Annotated in this window: 20 protein-coding genes; 4 read left to right on the forward strand and 16 right to left on the reverse strand. The window is 68.1% G+C overall.

Annotation, left to right across the window (positions count from 1 at the left end):
• Window positions 1-167: 167 nt before the first annotated feature.
• The gene (locus BLS34_RS20900; protein ID WP_175474325.1) at window positions 168-2,402 is read right to left on the reverse strand and encodes a ComEC/Rec2 family competence protein; all 2,235 of its coding nucleotides are present in this window, start codon (window positions 2,400-2,402) and stop codon (window positions 168-170) included.
• An 83-nt stretch (window positions 2,403-2,485) separates the two neighbouring features.
• Here BLS34_RS20900 and gltX point away from each other — a divergent pair, with 83 nt between their 5' ends.
• Together gltX and BLS34_RS20910 are read left to right on the forward strand one after the other, a co-directional pair.
• Window positions 2,486-3,898 carry a glutamate--tRNA ligase gene (gene gltX / locus BLS34_RS20905; protein ID WP_093153572.1) on the forward strand — a complete coding sequence of 471 codons (1,413 nt, stop codon included), beginning with the start codon at window positions 2,486-2,488 and terminating at the stop codon, window positions 3,896-3,898.
• 75 nt (window positions 3,899-3,973) lie between these two features.
• Window positions 3,974-5,278 carry a citrate synthase gene (locus BLS34_RS20910; protein ID WP_093153574.1) on the forward strand — a complete coding sequence of 435 codons (1,305 nt, stop codon included), beginning with the start codon at window positions 3,974-3,976 and terminating at the stop codon, window positions 5,276-5,278.
• Window positions 5,279-5,555: 277 nt separating this feature from the next.
• Here the strand turns inward: BLS34_RS20910 and lpxB are convergent, their stop codons facing one another.
• From lpxB to rpsB, 15 genes are all read right to left on the reverse strand, one after another.
• Entirely contained in the window at window positions 5,556-6,737 is a 1,182-nt protein-coding gene (gene lpxB, locus BLS34_RS20915; protein WP_245702106.1) for a lipid-A-disaccharide synthase, read from the reverse strand.
• 62 nt (window positions 6,738-6,799) lie between these two features.
• Entirely contained in the window at window positions 6,800-7,642 is an 843-nt protein-coding gene (locus BLS34_RS20920) for an LpxI family protein (RefSeq protein WP_093153579.1), read from the reverse strand.
• Between the two features lie 7 nt (window positions 7,643-7,649).
• Window positions 7,650-8,453, reverse strand: a complete 804-nt coding sequence (gene lpxA / locus BLS34_RS20925; protein ID WP_093153727.1) for an acyl-ACP--UDP-N-acetylglucosamine O-acyltransferase — start codon at window positions 8,451-8,453, stop codon at window positions 7,650-7,652.
• 10 nt (window positions 8,454-8,463) lie between these two features.
• On the reverse strand, window positions 8,464-8,937 hold the full coding sequence (gene fabZ, locus BLS34_RS20930; RefSeq protein ID WP_093153582.1) for a 3-hydroxyacyl-ACP dehydratase FabZ: 474 nt from the start codon (window positions 8,935-8,937) through the stop codon (window positions 8,464-8,466).
• Window positions 8,938-8,949: 12 nt separating this feature from the next.
• Window positions 8,950-9,993 carry a UDP-3-O-(3-hydroxymyristoyl)glucosamine N-acyltransferase gene (gene lpxD / locus BLS34_RS20935; RefSeq protein ID WP_028794590.1) on the reverse strand — a complete coding sequence of 348 codons (1,044 nt, stop codon included), beginning with the start codon at window positions 9,991-9,993 and terminating at the stop codon, window positions 8,950-8,952.
• Between the two features lie 28 nt (window positions 9,994-10,021).
• Window positions 10,022-10,588: an OmpH/Skp family outer membrane protein gene (locus BLS34_RS20940; protein WP_245565604.1), complete on the reverse strand. Its 567-nt coding sequence runs from the start codon at window positions 10,586-10,588 to the stop codon at window positions 10,022-10,024.
• Between the two features lie 76 nt (window positions 10,589-10,664).
• Entirely contained in the window at window positions 10,665-12,926 is a 2,262-nt protein-coding gene (bamA, locus tag BLS34_RS20945) for an outer membrane protein assembly factor BamA (protein ID WP_245702108.1), read from the reverse strand.
• A gap of 161 nt (window positions 12,927-13,087) precedes the next feature.
• Window positions 13,088-14,215, reverse strand: coding sequence for an RIP metalloprotease RseP (gene rseP, locus BLS34_RS20950; protein ID WP_093153586.1), 1,128 nt, complete (start codon window positions 14,213-14,215; stop codon window positions 13,088-13,090).
• A 64-nt stretch (window positions 14,216-14,279) separates the two neighbouring features.
• Window positions 14,280-15,503, reverse strand: a complete 1,224-nt coding sequence (locus BLS34_RS20955) for a 1-deoxy-D-xylulose-5-phosphate reductoisomerase (protein WP_245702110.1) — start codon at window positions 15,501-15,503, stop codon at window positions 14,280-14,282.
• Window positions 15,497-16,354 (reverse strand): phosphatidate cytidylyltransferase, encoded by an 858-nt coding sequence (locus tag BLS34_RS20960; RefSeq protein WP_051244742.1) that lies wholly within the window; start codon window positions 16,352-16,354, stop codon window positions 15,497-15,499. Before BLS34_RS20960 ends, BLS34_RS20955 begins: the two co-directional genes overlap by 7 nt.
• An 11-nt stretch (window positions 16,355-16,365) precedes the next feature.
• Window positions 16,366-17,106: an isoprenyl transferase gene (locus BLS34_RS20965; protein WP_028794584.1), complete on the reverse strand. Its 741-nt coding sequence runs from the start codon at window positions 17,104-17,106 to the stop codon at window positions 16,366-16,368.
• A 1-nt stretch (window position 17,107) separates the two neighbouring features.
• Window positions 17,108-17,665, reverse strand: a complete 558-nt coding sequence (frr, locus tag BLS34_RS20970) for a ribosome recycling factor (RefSeq protein WP_028794583.1) — start codon at window positions 17,663-17,665, stop codon at window positions 17,108-17,110.
• Window positions 17,666-17,671: 6 nt separating this feature from the next.
• Window positions 17,672-18,433, reverse strand: a complete 762-nt coding sequence (gene pyrH, locus BLS34_RS20975) for a UMP kinase (RefSeq protein ID WP_038014114.1) — start codon at window positions 18,431-18,433, stop codon at window positions 17,672-17,674.
• Between the two features lie 30 nt (window positions 18,434-18,463).
• Window positions 18,464-19,387, reverse strand: coding sequence for a translation elongation factor Ts (tsf, locus tag BLS34_RS20980; protein WP_028794581.1), 924 nt, complete (start codon window positions 19,385-19,387; stop codon window positions 18,464-18,466).
• Between the two features lie 112 nt (window positions 19,388-19,499).
• The gene (gene rpsB, locus BLS34_RS20985; protein WP_028794580.1) at window positions 19,500-20,336 is read right to left on the reverse strand and encodes a 30S ribosomal protein S2; all 837 of its coding nucleotides are present in this window, start codon (window positions 20,334-20,336) and stop codon (window positions 19,500-19,502) included.
• 160 nt (window positions 20,337-20,496) lie between these two features.
• Between rpsB and BLS34_RS20990 the strand changes: the two genes are divergently transcribed.
• Window positions 20,497-20,868 carry a hypothetical protein gene (locus tag BLS34_RS20990; RefSeq protein WP_093153590.1) on the forward strand — a complete coding sequence of 124 codons (372 nt, stop codon included), beginning with the start codon at window positions 20,497-20,499 and terminating at the stop codon, window positions 20,866-20,868.
• A gap of 93 nt (window positions 20,869-20,961) precedes the next feature.
• Window positions 20,962-21,405 carry a PAS domain-containing protein gene (locus BLS34_RS20995; protein ID WP_175474326.1) on the forward strand — a complete coding sequence of 148 codons (444 nt, stop codon included), beginning with the start codon at window positions 20,962-20,964 and terminating at the stop codon, window positions 21,403-21,405.
• Window positions 21,406-21,466: the final 61 nt, after the last annotated feature.

Genomic DNA, 21,466 nt, shown 5'->3' on the forward strand with positions numbered 1-21,466 from the left:
ATTGGATTTAATCGATATTGCCGCACCGAAACAGTGAAAAGTTTTATCCCTTTGTCGCGAAACTCTAATCCTAGAACCGATCGTTCGGTGACGGTATCACCTCGTGATCGCGTCGGCGTGCGTTACTCTCCCCTATCTTATTGTCTCTAAACGTTGATCAGCGGCATTCACTCCTTGGAGACCGGGGGCCGGAACTGGGTCGGCGCCGGGACCCAGGGGCGGATCCCCCGACGGCCGCGCACGGACTCCATCCGCGGCCCGTCGCGCCCGAGCCAGAAAGCGTGCGCCCCGTCGCGCCGCAGGTCCGGGCTGTGCACCAGCAGGCGCGGACGCGAGCACGGTGTGCGGACGCGCACGACCGCGACCAGCACGTCGGCGGCCGCGCAATCCTCAAGCGCCGCCTCGTGGCTGGCGGCCAGCGACAGCAGCAGGCCGTTGCGCCGCAGGGTACAGCCCAGATCGTCGCAGGCCAGCGCGCCTGACGGCCCCTCCGCCTGCCCGTCCCAGGCCGTCACCGTCACCGCGTCCTCCACGCCCCACCGTCGGGCCCAGACCGAGCGGGTGAACCGGTTGCCCCGGGTGGTCGACACCACCCACGCCCCCTCCCCGCCGCCGGCCGCCGCCACCGCGCTGAGCTGTCCGTCGGCCGAGATCAGCACGTCCGGCGGCGCCACGGTGAGCCACAGCAGGCCGCCGGCGGCCATCGGCACCAGGCCGAGCCAGCGCAGGCGCGTGCGCCAGATCGCCAGCCAGCATCCCCCGAGGGAGACGGCCGCCAGACCGGCGACCGGCTGCGGATAGACGCCGGCGGCGGGCCCGGTCCAGTCGACCACCCGGGCGGCTACGGCCAGGGTCGCGTCGATCCCCAGCCCCATGGCCGCCAGCGCCCAGCCCTCCAGACCCAGCGGCATGGACAGAAGCGCGACGATGCCCGCCGGCATGGTCACGAAGGCCGTCAGCGGCACGGCCAGCATGTTGGCGAGAATGCCGCCCAGGGCGATCGCCTGGAAATGGAAGGTGACGAACGGCGCGGTCGCCAGGGTCGCGACAATGGAGGTCACCGCCACGCCGGCGAAATACCGCACCACCCGAACCAGCCAGCCGCCGAGACCGCCTCCCAGTCGGCCTCCATACCGTCGCAAGGTCTCATGCGCCGCGACCAGCGCGACCACCGCGGCGAAGGAAAGCTGGAAGCTGGCGCCGGTCAGCACGTCCGGCCGCAACGCCATCACGGTGAAGGCCGCCAGCGCCACCAGCCGCAGGCTCACCGCCTCGCGATCGACCAGCACCGCCGACAGCACCACCGCCGCCATGAGAAACGCCCGCTGGGTCGGCACCGGGGCCCCGGCCAGCACCAGATAGGCGGCACTGCCCGCCAGTGCCACGCAGGCGGCGATCTTCTTCACCGGACGGCGCAGGGCCACACCCGGGATCAGGCACAGGGCGAGGCGCACACCGGCAAACAGGGTCCCCGCCACCAGCCCCATATGCAGGCCGGAGATCGCCAGCAGGTGCGCCAGCCCCGAATCCCGGAACGCCGCCTGGGTCGCGTCGTCCAGTCCGGCCCGCTCGCCGACGATCAGCGCGGCCGCCACGGCGCCTGTCGGCCCTGGAAGCGCCACGGCCAGCCGTCCGGCGATCCGCGCCCGCAGGGCCGCCACCGCGAGGGAGAAGCCTCCCACCGACCCGGCCTCGAGCAGCACGGGCTGCCCGACCGTGAAGCCGACCGCCCCCAGCCCGTCGAAGAAGGCGCTGCGCTGGAAGTCGAAGCCGCCCGGCACGGACGGTTGCGGCGGCGGGGTCAGGCGGGCGCGCAGACGCACCCGGTCGCCGATCGCGGGGGCGACGTCCCGCGACCGGCTCACCACCCGCACCCGATACGGCGCGGTACCGCGCCCGCCGACGATCCGGACCTCCGCCAGGGTCAGGCGGATGTCGTCCGGCCGATGCTCCACCCGCTCCACCACCCCATCCAGATCGGCCCATATCGGCTCGGTCAGCAGCACCGTGTCCGTGGCGGCGGTCCGCAGCAGCGCCGCCGAACCGCCCAGCGCGACGAACAGCAGGACCAACAGGGTACAGAACACCCCCTCCCGTTCCCGCACCGACCAGGCCGCCAGTGCCAGAACCGGCGGCGGGATCAGCGCGGCGGCGAGGGGCGGCTCCGACGGCAGGCCGAAATACAGGCCGATCCCGCCGGCGAAGGCGACCGGCAGCCAGAGCGGCCAGCGTGCCCGGTCCTGCGCCAGGGCGCGCCTGAACCCGGCGAGTACCGCCCACCGGCCCCGAGCGCGTCCGGCGGCGGGGAGCGCGATGGTGACCGTCGGAGCCCCGGTCGCCGCCTGCTGAGGCCGCGACGGGTGGCGCGATGGTCGCGCCTCGCGCGCGCCTGTGCTAGACACCGGGCCCACTTTCCGGCGCAAAGCGCCGGCAGGTCCGCCGCTGAGGCTCCCGTTCAACCGCTCGCGCATGCGAAAGGCTTTCCATGTCGGTCGTCACCCGCTTCGCCCCCTCGCCCACCGGGTTCCTGCATATCGGCGGCGCGCGCACGGCGTTGTTCAACTGGCTGTTCGCGCGCCATCACGGCGGGCGCTACCTGTTGCGTATCGAAGACACAGACCGCAAACGCTCCACGCCCGAGGCGGTGGACGCGATCCTGGACGGGCTGGACTGGCTCGGTCTCGGCGGTGACGAGGCGCCGGTGTTCCAGCTCTCCCGCATCGAGCGCCACACCGAAGTCGCCCATAAGCTCCTGGAGATCGGCCAGGCGTATCGCTGCTACTGCTCCACCGAAGAACTGGAGCAGATGCGCGAGAAGGCCCGGGCGGAGGGCCGTCAGCCGCGTTACGACGGCACCTGGCGCGACCGCGATCCGTCGGAGGCGCCGGCGGGCGTGAAGCCGGTGATCCGTATCAAGGCGCCCCAGGACGGCGAGACGACACTGGTCGACGCGGTGCAGGGCTCGGTCACCGTGCCGAACGCCCAGCTCGACGACATGATCATCCTGCGGGCCGACGGCACGCCGACCTACATGCATTCGGTGGTGGTGGACGATCACGACATGGGCATCACCCATGTGATCCGCGGCGACGACCACCTGAACAACGCCTTCCGCCAGGCGGTGATCTACCGGGCGATGGGTTGGGACGTGCCGGTCTTCGCCCATATCCCGCTGATCCACGGCCCCGACGGCGCCAAGTTGTCGAAGCGCCACGGCGCCCTCGGCGTCGACGCCTATCGCGACATGGGCTACCTGCCCGAGGCGGTGAACAACTATCTGCTGCGTCTGGGCTGGGCCCATGGCGACGAGGAGATCGTGCCGCGGGACAAGGCGATCGAGCTGTTCGACCTGGACGGCGTCGGTCGGTCGGCCGCGCGCTTCGACTTCGCCAAGCTGGAAAACCTGAACGGCCACTATATCCGCGAGGCCGACAACGACCGGCTGGCCGAGCTGGTGCTGGCGCGCCTGCGCGCCGAGCCGGACGGGTTGGATCTGACCGCGGAGACCGAGAGCCGCATTCGCGGGGGCATGGAAGGGCTGAAGGCCCGCGCCCGCACGATCAAGGAGCTGGCGGACAATGCGCGGTTCTACGCCGCCACCCTGCCGCTAAGCTTTGACGAAAAAGCAAACAAGCTGCTCGACGACGACGGCAGGCGTGTGCTGTCGGGGCTTGCGGAAAAACTCCGTGGGCTTAATTCTTTCCAGGAGGGGGACGTTGAGCAGGCAGTGCGCTCCTTTGCTGAGGCTCAGGAACTGAAGCTCGGCAAAGCCGCGCAACCCTTGCGCGCCGCCCTTACTGGATCGACCACATCGCCGGGCATTTTCGAGGTCCTGGCGATTCTTGGCAAAGACGAGTCGCTGAGGCGCATCGACGCCGTTTGCGGCACTGCACACTAGCGGATAGTATCCGCGCGCCGCTGCGCGTTCATCCTGGCCAACCGGGAGCGCGGCTTCGAAACAGGGGACTAAAAGATGAGCCAGAGCAATACCGGCACGTTCACCCTCACCGATAACGCGTCCGGCGAAAGCTACGAGCTTCCCGTGATTCCGGGCACCTTGGGCCCGAGCGTCATCGACGTGCGCAAGCTGTATGCGCAGACCGGGCATTTCACCTACGACCCGGGCTTCACCTCCACCGGTTCCTGTGAGTCGGGCCTGACCTATATCGACGGCGATGTGGGCCAGTTGCTGCACCGCGGCTACTCGATCGAGGATCTGGCCGAGAAGTCCGACTTCATGGAAGTCTGCCATCTGCTTCTGAACGGCGAGCTGCCGACGCCGAAGGAGAAGGAGAAGTTCGTCCATGACGTGACGTATCACACGATGCTGCACGAGCAGCTGGCGAACTTCTACCGAGGCTTCCGGCGGGACGCCCACCCGATGGCGATCATGTGCGGCGTCGTCGGCGGTCTGTCTGCGTTCTACCACGACAGCACCGACATCCACGACGAGCACCAGCGGATGGTCGCGTCGTTCCGCCTGATCGCCAAGATGCCGACGATCGCGGCCATGGCCTACAAGTACTCGGTCGGCCAGCCGTTCAACTACCCGCGCAACGACCTCTCCTACGCCGAGAACTTCCTGTACATGATGTTCGCGGTGCCGGCCGAGGAATACGTGATCAGCCCGACCGTGGCCCGCGCCATGGACCGGATCTTCATCCTGCACGCCGACCACGAGCAGAACGCGTCGACCTCGACCGTCCGCCTGGCCGGCTCCTCGGGCGCCAATCCGTTCGCCTGCATCGCCGCGGGCGTCGCCTCGCTGTGGGGACCGGCCCATGGCGGTGCCAACGAGGCCGTGCTGAACATGCTTCAGCAGATCGGCCATAAGGATAACATCCCCGAGTTCATCGAGCGCGCCAAGGACAAGGACGATCCGTTCCGCCTGATGGGCTTCGGCCACCGGGTCTACAAGAACTACGACCCGCGTGCCAAGGTGATGCAGAAGTCCTGCCACGAGGTTCTGGAAGAGCTGAACCTGGACGATCCGCTGCTCGAGCTGGCCATGGAGCTGGAGAAGCTCGCCCTCTCCGATCCGTACTTCGTCGAGAAGAAGCTGTTCCCGAACGTCGACTTCTACTCCGGCATCGTGCTGAAGGCGCTGGGCTTCCCGACCTCCATGTTCACCGTGCTTTTCGCCGTCGCCCGCACCGTCGGCTGGGTGGCGCAGTGGAAGGAGATGATCGAGGAGCCGGGCCAGAAGATCGGGCGTCCGCGCCAGCTCTACACCGGCCCGACCGCACGCGACTACGTGCCACTGGAGAAGCGCGGCTGAGGACTTCCGCCTCGCCGGAACGACTGCAAAGGGCGGCCTCCGGGCCGCCCTTTCTCGTTGGGGGTTTCGCTGCCCACCCTCTCCTCATTCCCCGGCCCTGTGCCGGGACGAGCCCGCCGGACGCGTCGTCCGCCGGCGATCTGTCTCAGGGCGCCCGTCCAAGCACCACCGCTGGCCCCGGCACAGGGCCGGGGAGTGTGGGCGGGTGGAGGCAGGGAAGAAAATCAAGCTCCGGCATCGCGGAGCGCAGCGGACGGGTCCGGAAGCTCGCGGGTCGCTAATCCGCGACCAGCGCGTCGGCCTCTTCGCGGGTCACCTTCAGCACCGCCTTCGCCGCGCGGACGGAGGGGTCCTCGCCGTCGACGGTGAGCATCCTGCGGATCGCCTCGCTGGCCGCGCCCTGCTCGGCCCGGGCGCGGGGATCGTCGAACAGGCGCTCGATCGCCACGGTCAGCCGGTCGGCGGTGCAGTCCTCCTGCAGGAACTGCGGGATCACCCGCTTGCCCATCAACTTGTTGGTCAAGACCACCGCCTCCGGATCCACGAGGCGCCGCGCGATCGCGGCCGACAGGGCGTTCACCCGGTAGGCGACCACCGTCGGCACACCGGCGAGGCTGAGCTCCAGGGTCACCGTGCCCGAGGCCGCCAGCGCCACGGTGCAGGCGGCGAAGGCATCCGCCTTGTGCCGATGCTCGGTGACGATGCTGACCGGCGCGCGCCAGTTGGCCGTCCCCTCGCGCACCGCCTCGGCCACCCCGGAGACCGTCGGGAGTACCACCCGCAGCCCCTGGTACCGCGCGGCCAGGCGGTCGACCACGTCACCGAAGATCGGCAGCAGGCGTTTCACCTCGCCCGGCCGGCTGCCGGGGAACAGCCCCAGCACCGGCGCGCCGGCGGGCAGGCCGTAGCGGCCCTTGAACCGCTTGCCGTTGCCGTCCGGCGCCACGGCGGCCGGATGACCGACGAAGGTGGTGGGAAGGCCGTGCGCCTCGAAATACGGCGGCTCGAAGGGATAGAGTGTCAGGAGATGGTCGAGATACCTGGCGATGACCTCGGCCCGGCCCGGCCGCCAGGCCCAGACCGTCGGCGGTACCCAATGGATCAGCTTCGGCCCCTCGCCCGTCTTGGTGCGCAGGGCGTGCAGGCGCTTGTTCACCCGCATGGTGAAGGCCTTGCTGTCGATGGTGACCACGACGGCCGGCCTGCGGGCTTGGATATCGGCCACGGTCTGGCCGATCCGGCGCAGCAGCTTCGGCGCCTTGGGCAGGATCTCGACGATCCCCATGACCGCCATCTCGCTGATCGGGAACAGGGTCTGCAGCCCCTCGGCCGCCATGCGGTCGCCGCCGATCCCGGCCACCTCGATCCGTCCCCCGGTCTCGGCCCGCAGGGCGCGGATCAGCCCGGCCCCGAGCGCATCGCCGGAGGCTTCCCCGGCGATGATGTAGATCAGAGGCACACCGGATTCAGCCTCCGACACAGCACCGGACTCAGGCCCAGACTCAGCACCAGACTCAGCGGTCACGTCTGCGCTCCATCAAAGGTCATGGCGTGAAGGAAAAGACCCGCGGCATCGGCGGCGGTGACCGTTGCGTCGCGATCGACGATCAGGGTCTCCAGCGCCTCCACCACGATGCCGGCGAACCCGGCGGCGGCGGCGGCGGCGACAGTGGCGGGGCCGATGGTGGGCCGGTCGACCCGGTCGTTCTGGCCCGGCTTGCGGCCCTTGACCAGAACCGGGGCCGCGCCCTCGCGGCGCAGGCCGCCGGCGCGCGCGATCATGGCGTCGGTACCCTCCACCGCCTCGACCGCGAGCACGATACCCTCCTGCACGGCGACGGCCTGGCCGATATCGGCCCGCGCCAGTGTCTTCAGCACGGCGATCCCGCGTACGGCGTCGCTCAGGGCCCGCGCGTCCGGCTCGGCCCGCGTGCGGGTGCCGGCGGGCACCAGATAGCCGCCCAGCAGATCCTCGATGCCGACCACGCGCAGCCCCTCGCGCTCCATCTCCTCCACGATCAGGGACAGCAGCCCGTCATCGCCGAACACCCGCGCGCCGGCCCGGGCGATGGCGGCGGTGGACCGCAGGTCCAGGCGCAGGGAGGACAGGGTCGGCCGCTTCATCGGCCCGGCCATCACCACCTCGCCGCAGCCGGCGGCATGCAGGGCCTCCAGGGTCTTGGAGGTGGCGCCGAGGCGCATCCAGGCATGGGGCAGACCGTCAACGGTCGCCGGGTCCGTCTGGCCCTCGAAGGCCACGACAAAGACCTGCCGTCCCTCGCCCAGCACCGTGTCGGCGATCCGGCGCGGCAGCGGTCCGCCGCCGGCCAGGATCCCGAGCCCCCCGTTTGGATGACCAGCCATCACGCTCTCAGAGATCGTTGGCGTCTTCCGGTTGACAGATCTTGCGCGAGGAATCGGCCCGGATGAAGTCGACGATCTCCATCACCGGGGCGGAGGACGTGAATTCCACCGCCACCTCCTCCAGACGCTCCTGGAACGTGCCCTCGCTGGCGAACAGCAGGCGGTAGGCCTTGCGCACGTCGTGGATCTCGTCGCGCGACAGACCCCGGCGCTTCATGCCGACGATGTTGATGCCGGACAGCCGGGCGCGGTCGCCCATGACCGAGCCGAAGGGGATGACGTCGCGCTCCACACCGGTGACGCCGCCGACCATGGCGTAGCGGCCGATGCGGGCGAACTGGTGCACCGCCGACAGGCCGCCGAGCACGGCAAAGTCCTGAACGGTCACATGGCCGGCCAGCGTGGCGTTGTTGGCCATGATCACCTGGTTGCCGACCTGGCAGTCATGGCCGACATGCACGCCGACCATGAACAGGCAGCCGTTGCCGATGCGGGTGACCATACCCCCGCCCTCGGTGCCGGGGTTCATGGTCACGTGCTCGCGGATGACGTTGTCGGCGCCGATCTCCAGCGTCGACGGCTCGCCCTTGTATTTCAGGTCCTGCGGCTGCAGGCCGATGCTGGCGAAGGGAAAGATCTGGGTGCGCGGGCCGATGGTCGTGCGGCCGCCGACCACGACATGGCCGTGCAGGACGCAGCCGTCGCCCAGCGAAACCTCCGGACCGACGATCGAAAAGGCACCGATCCGGACACCTTCACCCAGGCGGGCGCCCGGCTCGACCACCGCTGTCGGATGGATCTGCGTGGCCACGGCCACCTCCTCAATTGTCCAGAATCATCGCCGAATAGGTCGCCTCGGCCACCAGGACACCGTCCACCTTGGCCTGACCCTCGAACTTCCAGACATTCCCACGATTGCGCAACTTCTTCACGTGTACCTCCAGGCGGTCGCCGGGCACCACCGGGCGGCGGAACCGGGCGTTGTCGACCGTCATGAAGTAAACGAGCTTGCCCTCGGATTCCGGCCCCAGGGTCGCCACCACCAGGCAGCCGGCGGTCTGGGCCATGGACTCTATGATCAGCACGCCGGGCATGACCGGGCGCTGCGGGAAGTGGCCGGCGAAGAACGGCTCGTTGATGGTCACGTTCTTGATGCCGATGCAGCCGACATTCGGCTCGATCTGGACCACCTTGTCGACCAGAAGGAACGGATAGCGGTGCGGGATCAGGTCCATGACCCGCATCACGTCGATATCCGGATACCCGCCAACCGGCTCGTTCACCGCATCATTCATGACTTTTCCGCCTCACCCCTCGTTCTTCGAGCCGGGAGCGGACTTGCCCTGGCCCAGCCTTTTCAATGCCGCGATCTGGCGCCGCCATTCGCGCACCGGGATCGCCGGCGCGCCGCCATAGACGGCTCCTCCTGGCAGGCTGCGGTTGACGCCGGACATGGCCGCGATCTGCACATCGCCTCCGATCTCCAGATGGCCGGCGATGCCGACCTGTCCCCCGACGACCACCCGGTCGCCCAACCGGGTACTCCCCGAGATGCCGACCTGGGCGACGACGATGCAGCCGCGTCCGAGGACGACGTTGTGACCGATTTGTACAAGATTATCAATCATCGAGCCCCGGCCGATGACCGTGTCGGCATTGCTGCCCCGGTCGATCGTCGTGTTGGCGCCGACCTCCACATCGTCCTCGATGATCACCCGACCCAGCTGCGGGACCAGGAACGGTCCGCTGGCGTCCATCTCGAAGCCGAATCCCGGCTGGCCGATCCGCGCGCCGGGATAGATGAAGCAGCGCGCGCCGATCACCGCATGAGACACCGACACGCCGGTACCGATGCGCGTGCCGCCGCCGATGTCGACCGCGTCGCCGATCACGGCATTGGCCTCGATCCACGCGCCGTCCCCGAGAACCACCGCGGCGCCGATCACGGCCCCCGGACCCACGGCGACGCCCTGACCCAACGTCGCGGACGGATGGACCACCGCCGACGGATGAACGCCGGCCGGTGCGGTCTCCTGCGGATGGAACAGCCGGGCGAGCCGGGCGTAGTTGCGGCGCGGCAGGGCGGTGACCAGCACCGCCATGCCCTCGGGCGCCTGATCGGCGAATTCCGGCGTGACCAGACAGGCCCCGGCCGTCGACGTGCGGAAGCTGGCGGCGTAGCGACGGTTCTCCAGGAACGCCACATCCTCCGGTCCACCGCCCTCCAGAGTGCCGACATCCCGGAACGGCCGCGCGAGGTCGCCGCCATGGCGCAGCTCGGCACCGGTCATCTCGACGACCTGCCCCAGGGTGAAGGGGCCCGCTACGTTGTGGAACCGGCTGTCGACCATGTCCTGTCGTCCTCCCTCCTGCCGTGCGTCAGTCCAGCGGCGGCAAATCGACCGGGACGGACGGCAGCCGCTCGTTCAGCCGGCGCAGGGCCTCGTCGCTGAAATCCAGAGACTTCTCCGCTATTACGATGTGATCCTTGAAAAGGACCACCTTGGCGCCGCGCTCGTCGGCGATCTCGGCGATGACCGAGACCAGGACGTCGCGCACCTTGTTCATGGCGTTGGTGAAGGACTGGTCCAGGGCGCGCCGGCGCTCCTGCACGGACTTCTGGACACCCGTCACACGATCGCGAAAGGCCCGCAGCCGCTGCTGGTAGGCCTCCGGCGCCAGGGTCGAGCGCAGCTGCTGAAGCTCCTGCTCGCTGGCGCGCAGCGCCTTCTCCTCCTCGGTGACCTGGCGTTGATACGCCTGGCGCCGCTCGTTGATCTTCGCCTGGATTTCCTTCGCGGCGTCGGAGTTGCGCAACGCGCCCTGCACATCGACGACGGCGAACGGACTGGAGCTGTCCTGGGCGAGCGCCGTTCCGGCGATGCACCAGCACATCATGGCCGCGGTGAAAACGGTCACCGCGGCATGCCTGAGCGACCGGACCATCATGCTCTCCTTCCCGGGCGGGCCGTCCCCTGGAGGACGAACCGGCCCTGCCTTCCCTGACACGGGCCCGGCACGATCAGAACCGCGTGCCGAAGCTCAGGCGGAAAATCTCGGGAACGTCGAAATCCTCTTTCGCCACGGCTTCGGCCGCGTCGATACGAATGGTGCCGAATGCCGTGGTGAACGACATCCCAAGACCGAGCGAGGCGCGGATCGAGGTGGCATCCGCGACGTCGCTGCCGCTCTCGTCGACGCCCCACACGCTGCCGACATCGGTAAACAGGAACGTCCGCACGCCGAGATCCTTCGGCAGGCCCGACGGGAAGGCGAGCTCGATGGAGCCGACGTAGTAGTTGTTGGCGCCCAGCGCGTCATCGGTCGCCGTATCGCGGGGACCGACGCCGCCGCGCTCGAACCCGCGGAACGAGCTGGCGCCGATGAAGAAGCGCTCGGCAATGGACACGTCCTGGCCGAGACCGACGATGAACCCGCCCTGGGCCAGGAACGACAGCCCCCAGACATCGTCCAGCGGATAATAGTAACCGCCCTTGACCCGGGTGCGGAAGAAACGCTCGTCGCCGCCGGCGCCGGCCACCTCGGTGGTGAGCTGTGCGATATAGCCCTCGCGCGGATCGAGGCGGTTGTCGCGCTTGTCGTAGGTCAGGGTCTGGCCGACCTGGGAGATAACGCGGGTGCCTTCCTGATCCTTGATGAAGCGCGACGCGTCGTCGTCGACGTCCTTAATCTCGGTCTGCTCGATCCGGTAGTTGATCTGCTGCGTGAGGTCCGGCTGCAGGGTGTAGGAGGCGCGCAGGACGCCGCCGAACCGCAGCTCGTCATAGGAGCTTTCGTTCAGCTCGCGCTCGATGCGGAACAGGTCGAAGCCGGCCGCCACGTCGCGGTCGAGGAAGTACGGCTCGGTGAAGGCCACGTCGAATTCGGTCGAGCGGCCGGAGGCGGTTATGCCGAAGCGCAGATCCTGACCGCGACCGAGCAGATTGCGCTCGCGGATGCCGATATCGCCGATGATCGATTCCGCCGTGGAGAAGCCGATGCCGAAGGAAATCTCGCCGGTCGACTGCTCCTCGACCTCGACATCCACCACCGTGCGATCCGGGGCGCTGCCCTCGGAATTCCGCACGTCCACGCTCTTGAAGAAGCCCAGGTTGCGGACGCGTCGTTCCGAGCGCCGCAGCTTGGCGGTGTTGAAGGCGTCGCCCTCCACCAGGCTCATTTCGCGCCGGATCACCCGATCCAGGGTTCGCACGTTGCCGTTGATGTTGATACGCTCGACGAAGACCTTGCTGGCCTCGCCCACCTGATAGGTGATCGAGACGGTGCGGTTCTCCGGATCTCGGTTCACCCGCGGGCGTACGTCCACGAAGGCGTAGCCGAGCGTACCCAGATAGTCGGTGATGGCGTCGATCGTATCGTCCACCAAGGTGGAATCGTAGGTTTCGCCCTCTTCCGTCGCCACGAACTCGCGCAGCGCCTCGGGCTCCAGGCGCGGCAGCGACACCTCGAAATCGGTCGGACCGAAGGTGTAAAGATCGCCCTCCTCCACCGTGAAGGTCACGACGAAGGACTCGCGGTCCGGCGCCAGCTCGGCGACCGCCGACAGCACCCGGAAATCGGCATAGCCGTTCTCCAGGTAGTAGCGGCGCAGCAGTTCGCGATCGAAGCTCAGCCGGTCCGGATCGTAGGTGTCGTCGGAGCTGAGGAATCGGTAGAAGGCGTACTCCTTGGTCTGGATCACCCCGCGCAGGGTGGAATCGCTGAATTCGCGGTTGCCCAGGAAGGTGATGGTCCGCACCGGGGTCAACTCGCCCTCGTCGATCTCGAAGACGAGGTCGACGCGGTTCTGATCCTGCCGGATCACCTTCGGCTCGACGGTCACCGCATAGCGGCCGGAGCGCTGATAGATCTCGATGATGCGCTGGACGTCCTGCTGCACCCGGGTGCGCGAATAGACCAGGCGGGGGCGGAGCTGGACTTCCCGGTCGAGCTCCTCGTCGTCGACCCGCTTGTTCCCCTCGAAGGCGATGCGGTTGATGATCGGGTTCTCGACGACGTTGATCACCAGGGTGCCGCCGTCGCGGCGCATGTTGACGTCGGCAAACAGGCCGGTTGCGTACAGCGCCTTGAGCGACCGGTCGAGCCGATCCGATTCGAAGCTGTCGCCCGGCTGGACCAGCATGTAGGAGCGGACCGTGGCCGGATCGATGCGCTGGGTGCCCTCGACCACGACGTCGGTGACCGTGCTCGAGCTCGGACTCAGGAACTGCGCCTTCACCGCCGGGGCCGCTCCGAGGGCCAAGGTGAGCGCAAGCGTCGCCACCTGGCTAAACCGGATCAATCGTGTGGGCAAGGTCGGTCCCCAGTGGTCAAGTCAGCACCCCGCCGGCAGGAACCGGCACTCATGTCATTCCGCGGCAGCGCCCCGGGAGCGCGACTATAGCCCCGCCCACCGGCCCCGCAAACCGTAGATACTCGAAGCGGTTACCCGACCAGCGAGCCCAGATAGCCGACGATGTCGAACCGCATCAGGTCGTTCCATGTCACGAACAGCATCAGCATGACAACCAGGCTCAGCCCGGCGATCGACGCCCATTCCTGCGCCCGCTCACCCAGCGGTCGGCCGCGGACCGCCTCGAGCGCATAGAACATCAGGTGGCCGCCATCGAGGATCGGCACCGGGAACAGGTTGATCAGCCCGAGATTGATCGACAGCACGGCGGTGAACCAGAGCGTCATGACCAGCCCGCTCTGGGCGACGGTGCCGGACATCTCGGCGATCCGCAGCGGGCCGCCCAGCTCCTCTGTGCCGCGCACGCCGATGATCATCTCGCCGACCGCGTCCAGGGTCTGTTCGATGATCGAGAAGGTCTCTGTGGTCGCCACCATCACGGCGTTGAGCGGATCGAGCTTCTCCACGGTCGTCTGGTTAGACTGGATACCCAGGCGGCCGAAGGAGATCTCGTTGCCGAACCGGTCGGTTTCGGTGATCGGGTCCGGGGTGACAGTGATCTCGCGGGTGGCGCCGTCGCGCTCGATCACCAGCAGGATCGGCTCGCCCGGCCGCTCGAACACGATGCGGCTGAGGTCGGAGAACTGGCTGACCTCCGTGCCGTCGGCGCTGACGACCCGGTCCTCGACCATGAGACCGGCACGCTCGGCGGCGGAATTCTCGATGACCTTGTCGACCACCGCGGGCGCGTAGGGGCGCCCCTCGAACATGTACAGGCCGGCCAGGACCAGGATCGCGAAGATGAAATTGGCCGCGGGCCCGGCGGCGACGACCGCCGCGCGCGCGCCCAGACTCTTGTGATGAAAGGACTCGCTCCGGTCCTCCTCGGTGAAGCCGCTGTCGTCGGCGGCGCCGGCGCTGGCCGGATCGGCATCGCCGAACATCTTCACATACCCGCCCAACGGGATCGCGCAGACCTTCCACCGGGTGCCGCTCTTCGCGTTCCAGCCGAACAGCTCCGGTCCGAAGCCGATGGCGAAGGCCTCGACCCGCACACCGTTGCGCCGGGCCACGAAGTAGTGCCCCCACTCGTGAACGAAGACCAGAACGGTCAGGATCACGAGAAACGGCAGCGCGTAATCGGCAATGATATCGATCATTCGAACCCTGTATCCCTAAACCGTCTCGCCCCCGCAATCCGGTCCTCTAACCTGAGCGAGGAACTTAAATCGCCGCCCCGGCCTGCGCAATGGAGACGCCTGCGAATCCGGCAATCACCTCTCCGGCGATCCGCCGCCCCTTGCCGTCGGCGGCGAACACGGCCTCCAGGTCGCCGATCTCCTCGGTCGGGCAGCGCTGCAGCGTCTCCTCCACAACCGAGGCGATGTCGGTGAAACCGATGCGCCCGTCCACGAAAGCCGCGACCGCCGCCTCGTTGGCCGCGTTCATGACACAGGCCGCGTCGCCTTCCGCGCGCAGCGCCTCGCGGGCCAGACGCAGGGCCGGGAACCGCTCGGTATCCGGGGCGAAGAAGCTGAGTTGGCCGATCGCCGCCAGGTCGAGACGCTCCACCGGTGTGTCCATCCGCCGCGGCCAGGCCAGGCAGTGGGCGATGGGCGTGCGCATGTCCGGCGCGCCGAGCTGCGCCAGGACCGAGCCGTCCACGTAGGAGACCATGGAGTGGATCACCGACTGCGGATGCACCAGCACGTCGATCCGCTCCTCCGGCAGGGCGAAGAGATGATGCGCCTCGATCAGCTCCAGGCCCTTGTTCATCATGGTGGCGCTGTCGATGGAGATCTTCACGCCCATGGACCAGTTCGGGTGGGCCACCGCCTGGGCCAGCGTCTTGCGGGCCATGTCGTCGCGAGAGAGGGTGCGGAACGGGCCGCCGGACGCGGTCAGAATGATCTTCTCGATGCCCTCGCGCCGAGCGTCGTCGAAAACCTGGAAGATGGCGTTGTGCTCGCTGTCCACCGGCAGGATGCGGCAGTCCGCACGCACCGCCTCCTCGGTGAACAGCCGGCCGGCGCAGACCAGCGATTCCTTGTTCGCCAGGGCGACGATCCCGCCGCGCCTTACCGCCTCCAGGGTCGGGGCGAGGCCGGCGGCGCCGACGATCGAGCCCATGGTCCAGTCGGCCTCGCGCCGCCCGGCCTCCAGCACGGCGTCCTCGCCGGCCGCCGCCTCGATGCCGGTTCCCAACAGGGCGTCCCGCAAGACCGGCCAGGCGGACTCGTCGGCGATCGCCACGAACCGCGCGCCCACCGCCCTCGCCTGCCGCGCCAGCAGGTCGGCGTTGGCCCCGCCCGCCAGCGCGGTCACGGCGAACCGCTCCGGCGCGCGGCTGATCAGGTCGATCGTGCTGGTACCGACAGATCCGGTGGAGCCGAGGATGCTGATCCGGCGCACGCCGTCCACCTTCGGGTCTGCTACGGGGTCTACCACTGCAGAACGCTCCTACCGCTCACCCACATGGCCAGCGCCACGACGGGCAGAACCGTCATCATGCCGTCGACCCGGTCGAGAATGCCACCATGTCCGGGAATGAGACTGCCGGAGTCCTTCACCTTGAAGTGCCGTTTGACGGCGGATTCGAGCAGATCGCCGGCCTGGGCGATCAGGGCGATGCCGATCGCCAGCGGCACCAGGGCCGCCCCCCGCGCATCGGCATGCAGCAGCGTGAAGACGGCCGCCACCAGCATCGAGCCGGCCATGCCGCCGGCCAGACCCGCCCAGGTCTTCGACGGGCTCACCTTGGGCATCAGCTTCGGGCCGCCGATGGTCCGGCCGGCCACATAGGCGCCGATGTCGGTCGCCGCGACGCTGGCGATCACATAGATCACCGTCTCCAGCCCGAAATCGATATGCGAGCGCATCCAGACCAACGCCAGCGCCGGAAACACGGTGCCGATCACCGCGACACCGAGCCAGATCGGCCCGACCACCCGGAGCTGGCGGGCGAGGAGCACGGAAATCGGCACCGCCACCAGCGCGCAGGCCACACCGGCCGGCACATGAAAGAGCAGGGCCACCACGAAGGACACCAGCAGGGCGATCGCCAGCACCAGGCGCGTGCGGTGCCGGTCCGACGGGGCGGAGATCAGCGCGCCCCACTCCCAGGCCATCACCCCGGCGATGAACAGAATGCCGATGTCGAAGGCGGACCCGCCGGCCCAGATCAGCAGCCCGGCTGCCGGGACCAGAACCAGCGAGGACACGACACGCTTGCGCAGGTCGCCGGAACGGGCCGCGGAAACGGGTGCAGCCTCCCGTCCGTCGTCCTTGCCGGCCGTCATACGATCGCCCTCTATCCTGTCGCCCGACCGTAGCGCCGGTCCCGGCGGGAGAAGTCCTCCAGCGCCTCGACCAGATGCGCCCGGTCGAAATCCGGCCACAGAACGTCGGTGAACACGAGCTCGGCATAGGCGATCTGCCAGAGCAGGAAATTGGAGATCCGCCGCTCGCCGCTGGTGCGGATCAGCAGATCCGGATCCGGCAGCCCCCCGGTATCGAGGCAGGACTGGACGGTATCGTCGTCGATCTCCGCCGGCGACAGCGTCCCGGCCGCCACCGCCTCGGCGATGCGGCGCACCGCGTTGGTGATCTCGCCCCGGCTGCCGTAGCTGAGCGCGATGTTCAGGCACAGGCCGGTATTGTCGGCGGTGAGCTTCTCCGCATTGTCGATCAGCGCCACGATGTCGGCGGACAGCCGGGCGCGATCGCCCAGCATGCGGATCCGGACGTTGTTCTTGTGAAGCTCGGCCACCTCGCGCCGCAGGTAGTAGCGCAGGATGTTCATCAGCTCCGACACCTCGTCCTGCGGCCGGCTCCAGTTCTCCGAGGAGAATCCGAACAGGGTCAGGTGGGTGATGCCGAGTTCCGGCGCGCAATCCACCACCCGGCGAACCGCCTTCACGCCTTCGCGGTGACCGAAGGTACGCGGCATGCTCCGGGCGCGAGCCCAGCGGCCGTTGCCGTCCATGATGATGGCGACATGCAGGGGAGCGGCCGCCTCTCCGGCGCCGATGGAGGGTGCGGCATCCACCATCTCAGACCTGCATGATGTCCTTTTCCTTGGCCTCCAGCGCCTCGTCGATCGCCTTGACGTGGCTGTCGGTCAGCTCCTGGATCTCCTGCTCGTACAGATGACGGTCGTCCTGGCTGAGGTCGCCGTCCTTCTCCGCCTTCTTCAGCATGTCCATGCCGTCGCGGCGCACGTTGCGCACGGCCACGCGGGCGTTCTCGGCATATTTCGCCGCGATGCGGCTGAGTTCCTTGCGGCGCTCCTCCGACAGATCGGGCAGCGGAATGCGGATGAGCTGGCCGTCCGACTGCGGGTTCAGGCCGAGATCGCTGTCGCGAATCGCCTTCTCCACCGCCTTGCTCATGCCGCGGTCCCAGACCTGCACCGACAGCATCCGGGGTTCCGGAACGCTGACCGTGCCGACCTGGTTGATCGGCATCTTCGCGCCATAGGCGTCGACCATGATCGGATCCAGCAGGCTGACCGACGCCCGTCCGGTCCGCAGGCCGCCGAACTCGCTCTTCAGAGAGGTTACGGCGCCATCCATGCGGCGCTGGATATCGTCGAGATCGGGTTCCGCCATCTTCTGCTACTCCGTAATGATCGTATACCGGCCCCTGGCGTGGACCACCTCGGCGAAGGCCCCGTTATTGTGGATGGAAAAGACCAGGATCGGAATCTCGTTCTCACGGGCGAGCGAGATCGCCGAGGCATCCATCACCTTCAGGTCGCGCGTCAGCACATCCATATAGCTCAGCCGCTCGTAGCGCGTCGCCGTCGGAACCTTCATCGGGTCGGCATCATAGACGCCATCGACCTTGGTCGCCTTCAGCAGCGCGTCGCAGCCCATCTCCGACGCGCGCAGGGCGGCGGCGGTGTCTGTCGTGAAGAACGGGTTGCCCGTGCCGGCGGCGAAGATCACCACCCGGCCCTTCTCCATGTGGCGCATGGCGCGGCGGCGGATATAGGGCTCGCAGACCGCGGCGATCGGCAGGGCAGACAGCACCCGGGTCTGGATGTTGCGGCGCTCCAGGGCGCTCTGCATGGCCAGTGAGTTCATCACCGTGGCCAGCATGCCCATGTAGTCGCCCGTGGCCCGCTCCATGCCGGCGGCCGCCGCGGAGATGCCGCGGAAGATGTTGCCGCCGCCGATGACGAGGCAGACCTCGGTGCCGGCCTTGGAGACCGACTCGATCTCGCCGGCCACCCGGTCGACCATTTCCGGGTCGATTCCGTAAGCGAGGCCCCCCATGAGGGCCTCGCCCGAGATTTTCAGCAGGACGCGCTTGTAGACGGGACCCTGGCCGTCGGCTTGATTGCCGGCCGTCTCCCCGCTTCCGTCCTCCGCCATGCGTCTCTCCTTGCCGCTATGGCGTTCGGGTCAGTGAGCGAGCGTTGCCGCGACCTCGGCCGCGAAGTCGCTTTCCTCGCGCTCGATACCCTCACCCAGCTGAACACGGGCGAACCCGGTCAGCGTCACCGGCGCGCCGACGGTCTTAGCGGCGTTCTCGACGACCTTCGAGATGCGGGTCTCGCCATCGACCACGAAGGTCTGCTCGAGCAGGACGACCTCCTGGTAGAACTTGCGCAGACGGCCCTCGATCATCTTGGCGATGATCTCGTCGGTCTTGCCGCTGTCGCGGGCCTGCTCGATCAGCACCGCGCGCTCGCGCTCGATGGCGGCCGGATCCAGGTCGTCGGTCGACAGGCTCTGCGGCGCCGCGGCGGCCACGTGCATGGCGATCTGCTTGCCAAGCTCGTTCAGCTTGTCCTTGTCGCCGGTCGACTCCAGCGCGACCAGCACGCCGATCTTGCCGAGGCCCGGCTGGACCGCGTTGTGGACATACGGGACGACCACACCGTCGGTCACCGACAGCACCCGCGCGCGGCGCAGGGACATGTTCTCGCCGATGGTGGCGATGTTGTGGGTCAGCTGCTCCTCGACGGTGCGGCCCGTCTCCGGATAGGCGATGCCCTTCAGGGTCTCGATGTTCTCGCCATGCGCCAGCGCCAGCTTCGTCACGGTCTCGACGAAGTTCTGGAAGGTGTCGTTGCGCGCCACGAAGTCGGTCTCGGAGTTGACCTCCATGACCGCCCCCTTGGTGCCGTCGACGGCGGCGCCGACCAGGCCCTCAGCCGCCACGCGGCCGGACTTCTTCGCCGCCGCGGCCAGACCCTTGGTGCGCAGCCAGTCCACCGCCGCGTCGAGATCGCCGTCGGTCTCGGTCAGGGCCTTCTTGCAATCCATCATGCCTGCGCCGGACTTCTCGCGCAGTTCTTTCACCAGAGCAGCCGTGACAGCCATGGTTAAATCCTCGTCGCTGGTAAGGTTCCACGGCGGCGACCCTGGTGGCCGCCGCCTCGACTATGCCGTTGTCTTCTGCCGCGCCGGACGGAGCCGGGCGACGGTCGTCGGGTCAGGCGCCGGCCGGCTGCTCGGCCGGCTTCTCAGCGGGCGTCTCGGCGGCGGGCTGTTCGGCCGGCTCGGAAGCCTCGGCCTCAGCCGCGAGCGCCGGCTCGATCGGTGCCTCGGTGCTCTCGCCCACATCGCCGCCGGAGGCCATCGCCTCGGCCTGGATGCCGCCGATCACGGCCCGGCCCATCAGTTCGGTGTAGAGCGCGATGGCGCGCATGGCGTCGTCATTGCCCGGGACCGGGTAGGTGACGCCGTCGGGATCGCAGTTGCTGTCCAGGATGGCCACGACCGGAATGCCCAGGGTGTTGGCTTCCTGAATGGCCAGCGACTCCTTGTTGGTGTCGATCACCACCATGATGTCCGGCAGGCCGCCCATTTCCTTGATGCCGCCCAGCGCGCGCTCCAGCTTGTCGCGCTCGCGGGTCAGGCCCAGGGTCTCCTTCTTGGTCAGGCCGCCGACGCCGGCGTCCAGACGCTCCTCCAGCTCCCGCAGGCGCCGGATCGAGTTGGAGATGGTCTTCCAGTTGGTCAGCATGCCGCCGAGCCAGCGGTGGTTGACGTAGTACTGTCCGGACTGCTTCGCCGCCTCGGCGATCATGTCGGCCGCCTGGCGCTTGGTGCCGACGAACAGCACGCGGCCATTGTTGGCGACAACGTCGCGCACGGCCTCGAGGGCACGATGCAGCAGCGGAACGGTCTGGCGCAGATCGAGAATATGGACGTTGTTGCGCACACCGAAGATGTACGGCTCCATCTTCGGGTTCCAGCGGCGGGTGTGGTGGCCGAAATGGACACCGGCCTCAAGCAGCTGGCGCATGGTAAAGGTAGGGACGGTCATGTCTTTCCTCGGGTTTTCCGGTTCAACCTCCACGAGCGATAGCCGAGACACGGTCTCGACACCGGAGCGGGCCGTCCGATCCGGCGGAAACCGGGCTCGGGGGAACGCGTGCTCGTGTGCGGATTTAAGCGGCCGTTTCTCTACAGGCTGCAGGCCGGTTTTGCAAGGACGCAAAGCGGCGATTTCCGCGGCTCTCTCCCTGGCCGCCGGTCTGTTCTGTGCCGCCGGTTCCGCCAGTGCCGACCCGCTGGGCGACCGGATCGCCGAATCCCTGTGCTATCCGCCGAGTGCCGAGCGCATGGCCCTGGCACCGGAAGACCGGGCCCGCCTGCTCGCCGCACCGCCGGTCACGGGCGACTACCGGGACATCCAGGGCAGCGAGTCCCGGGCCTGGTTCGAGGTGCTGCCCGACGGCACAGCACGCTGCCGGACTCCGGCGAATTCGGCCATGACCGTGACTTTCTGCGCCGCCGTGACCCTGGAGGCCGACGCCCTGCGCCGGGCCGAGCGGCGGCTATGTAAATTTCCCTAATTAAAGTATGTAGGTTGCGGGGAATTGGCCCGGGCCTAAGGGGACCACCGGATGCAGGATGTGATGATCTCACGCGCGCTGACGTCTGCGCGCATGCGATCGCCTCTGGTGCGCGAGGCCTATGCCTACTGGGCCGGCAAGAAGCGCGGTGATCTTCTCCCGGCCCGCGCCGATGTCGATCCGGTGGATATCCCCCGCATCCTGCCGCACATCTCCCTGGTGGAGCGCGAGGCGGAGACCGGCCGCTACCGCTACCGGCTGTTCGGCTCCGCCCTGGTGGACATCCTGGGCAAGGAGCCGACGGGCAAGTACCTGGACGAGATCTATCCGGATTTCGAGCTGAGCGAGAGCCGGCGCTACCGCGACCAGGTCTTCGAGATGGGCAAGCCGAGCCATCGCATCGGCCGCCCGTCCCTGCGGTTTCCCAAGGATTTCGTGACGGTGGAGAGGCTCTACCTGCCGCTGGCCGAAAACGGCCGCCGGGTCGACATGGTCATGGGCGTGCTGGTCTTCAGCATGGACTCGCTGGAGGGGTGAAGTAGGGCGGAAAGCGGCTCTCTCCCTTAATCTCCCCGGCTTTCAGCCGGGGCCCAGAGCA

This window comes from Thalassobaculum litoreum DSM 18839, assembly GCF_900102465.1.
Taxonomy (GTDB): domain Bacteria; phylum Pseudomonadota; class Alphaproteobacteria; order Thalassobaculales; family Thalassobaculaceae; genus Thalassobaculum; species Thalassobaculum litoreum.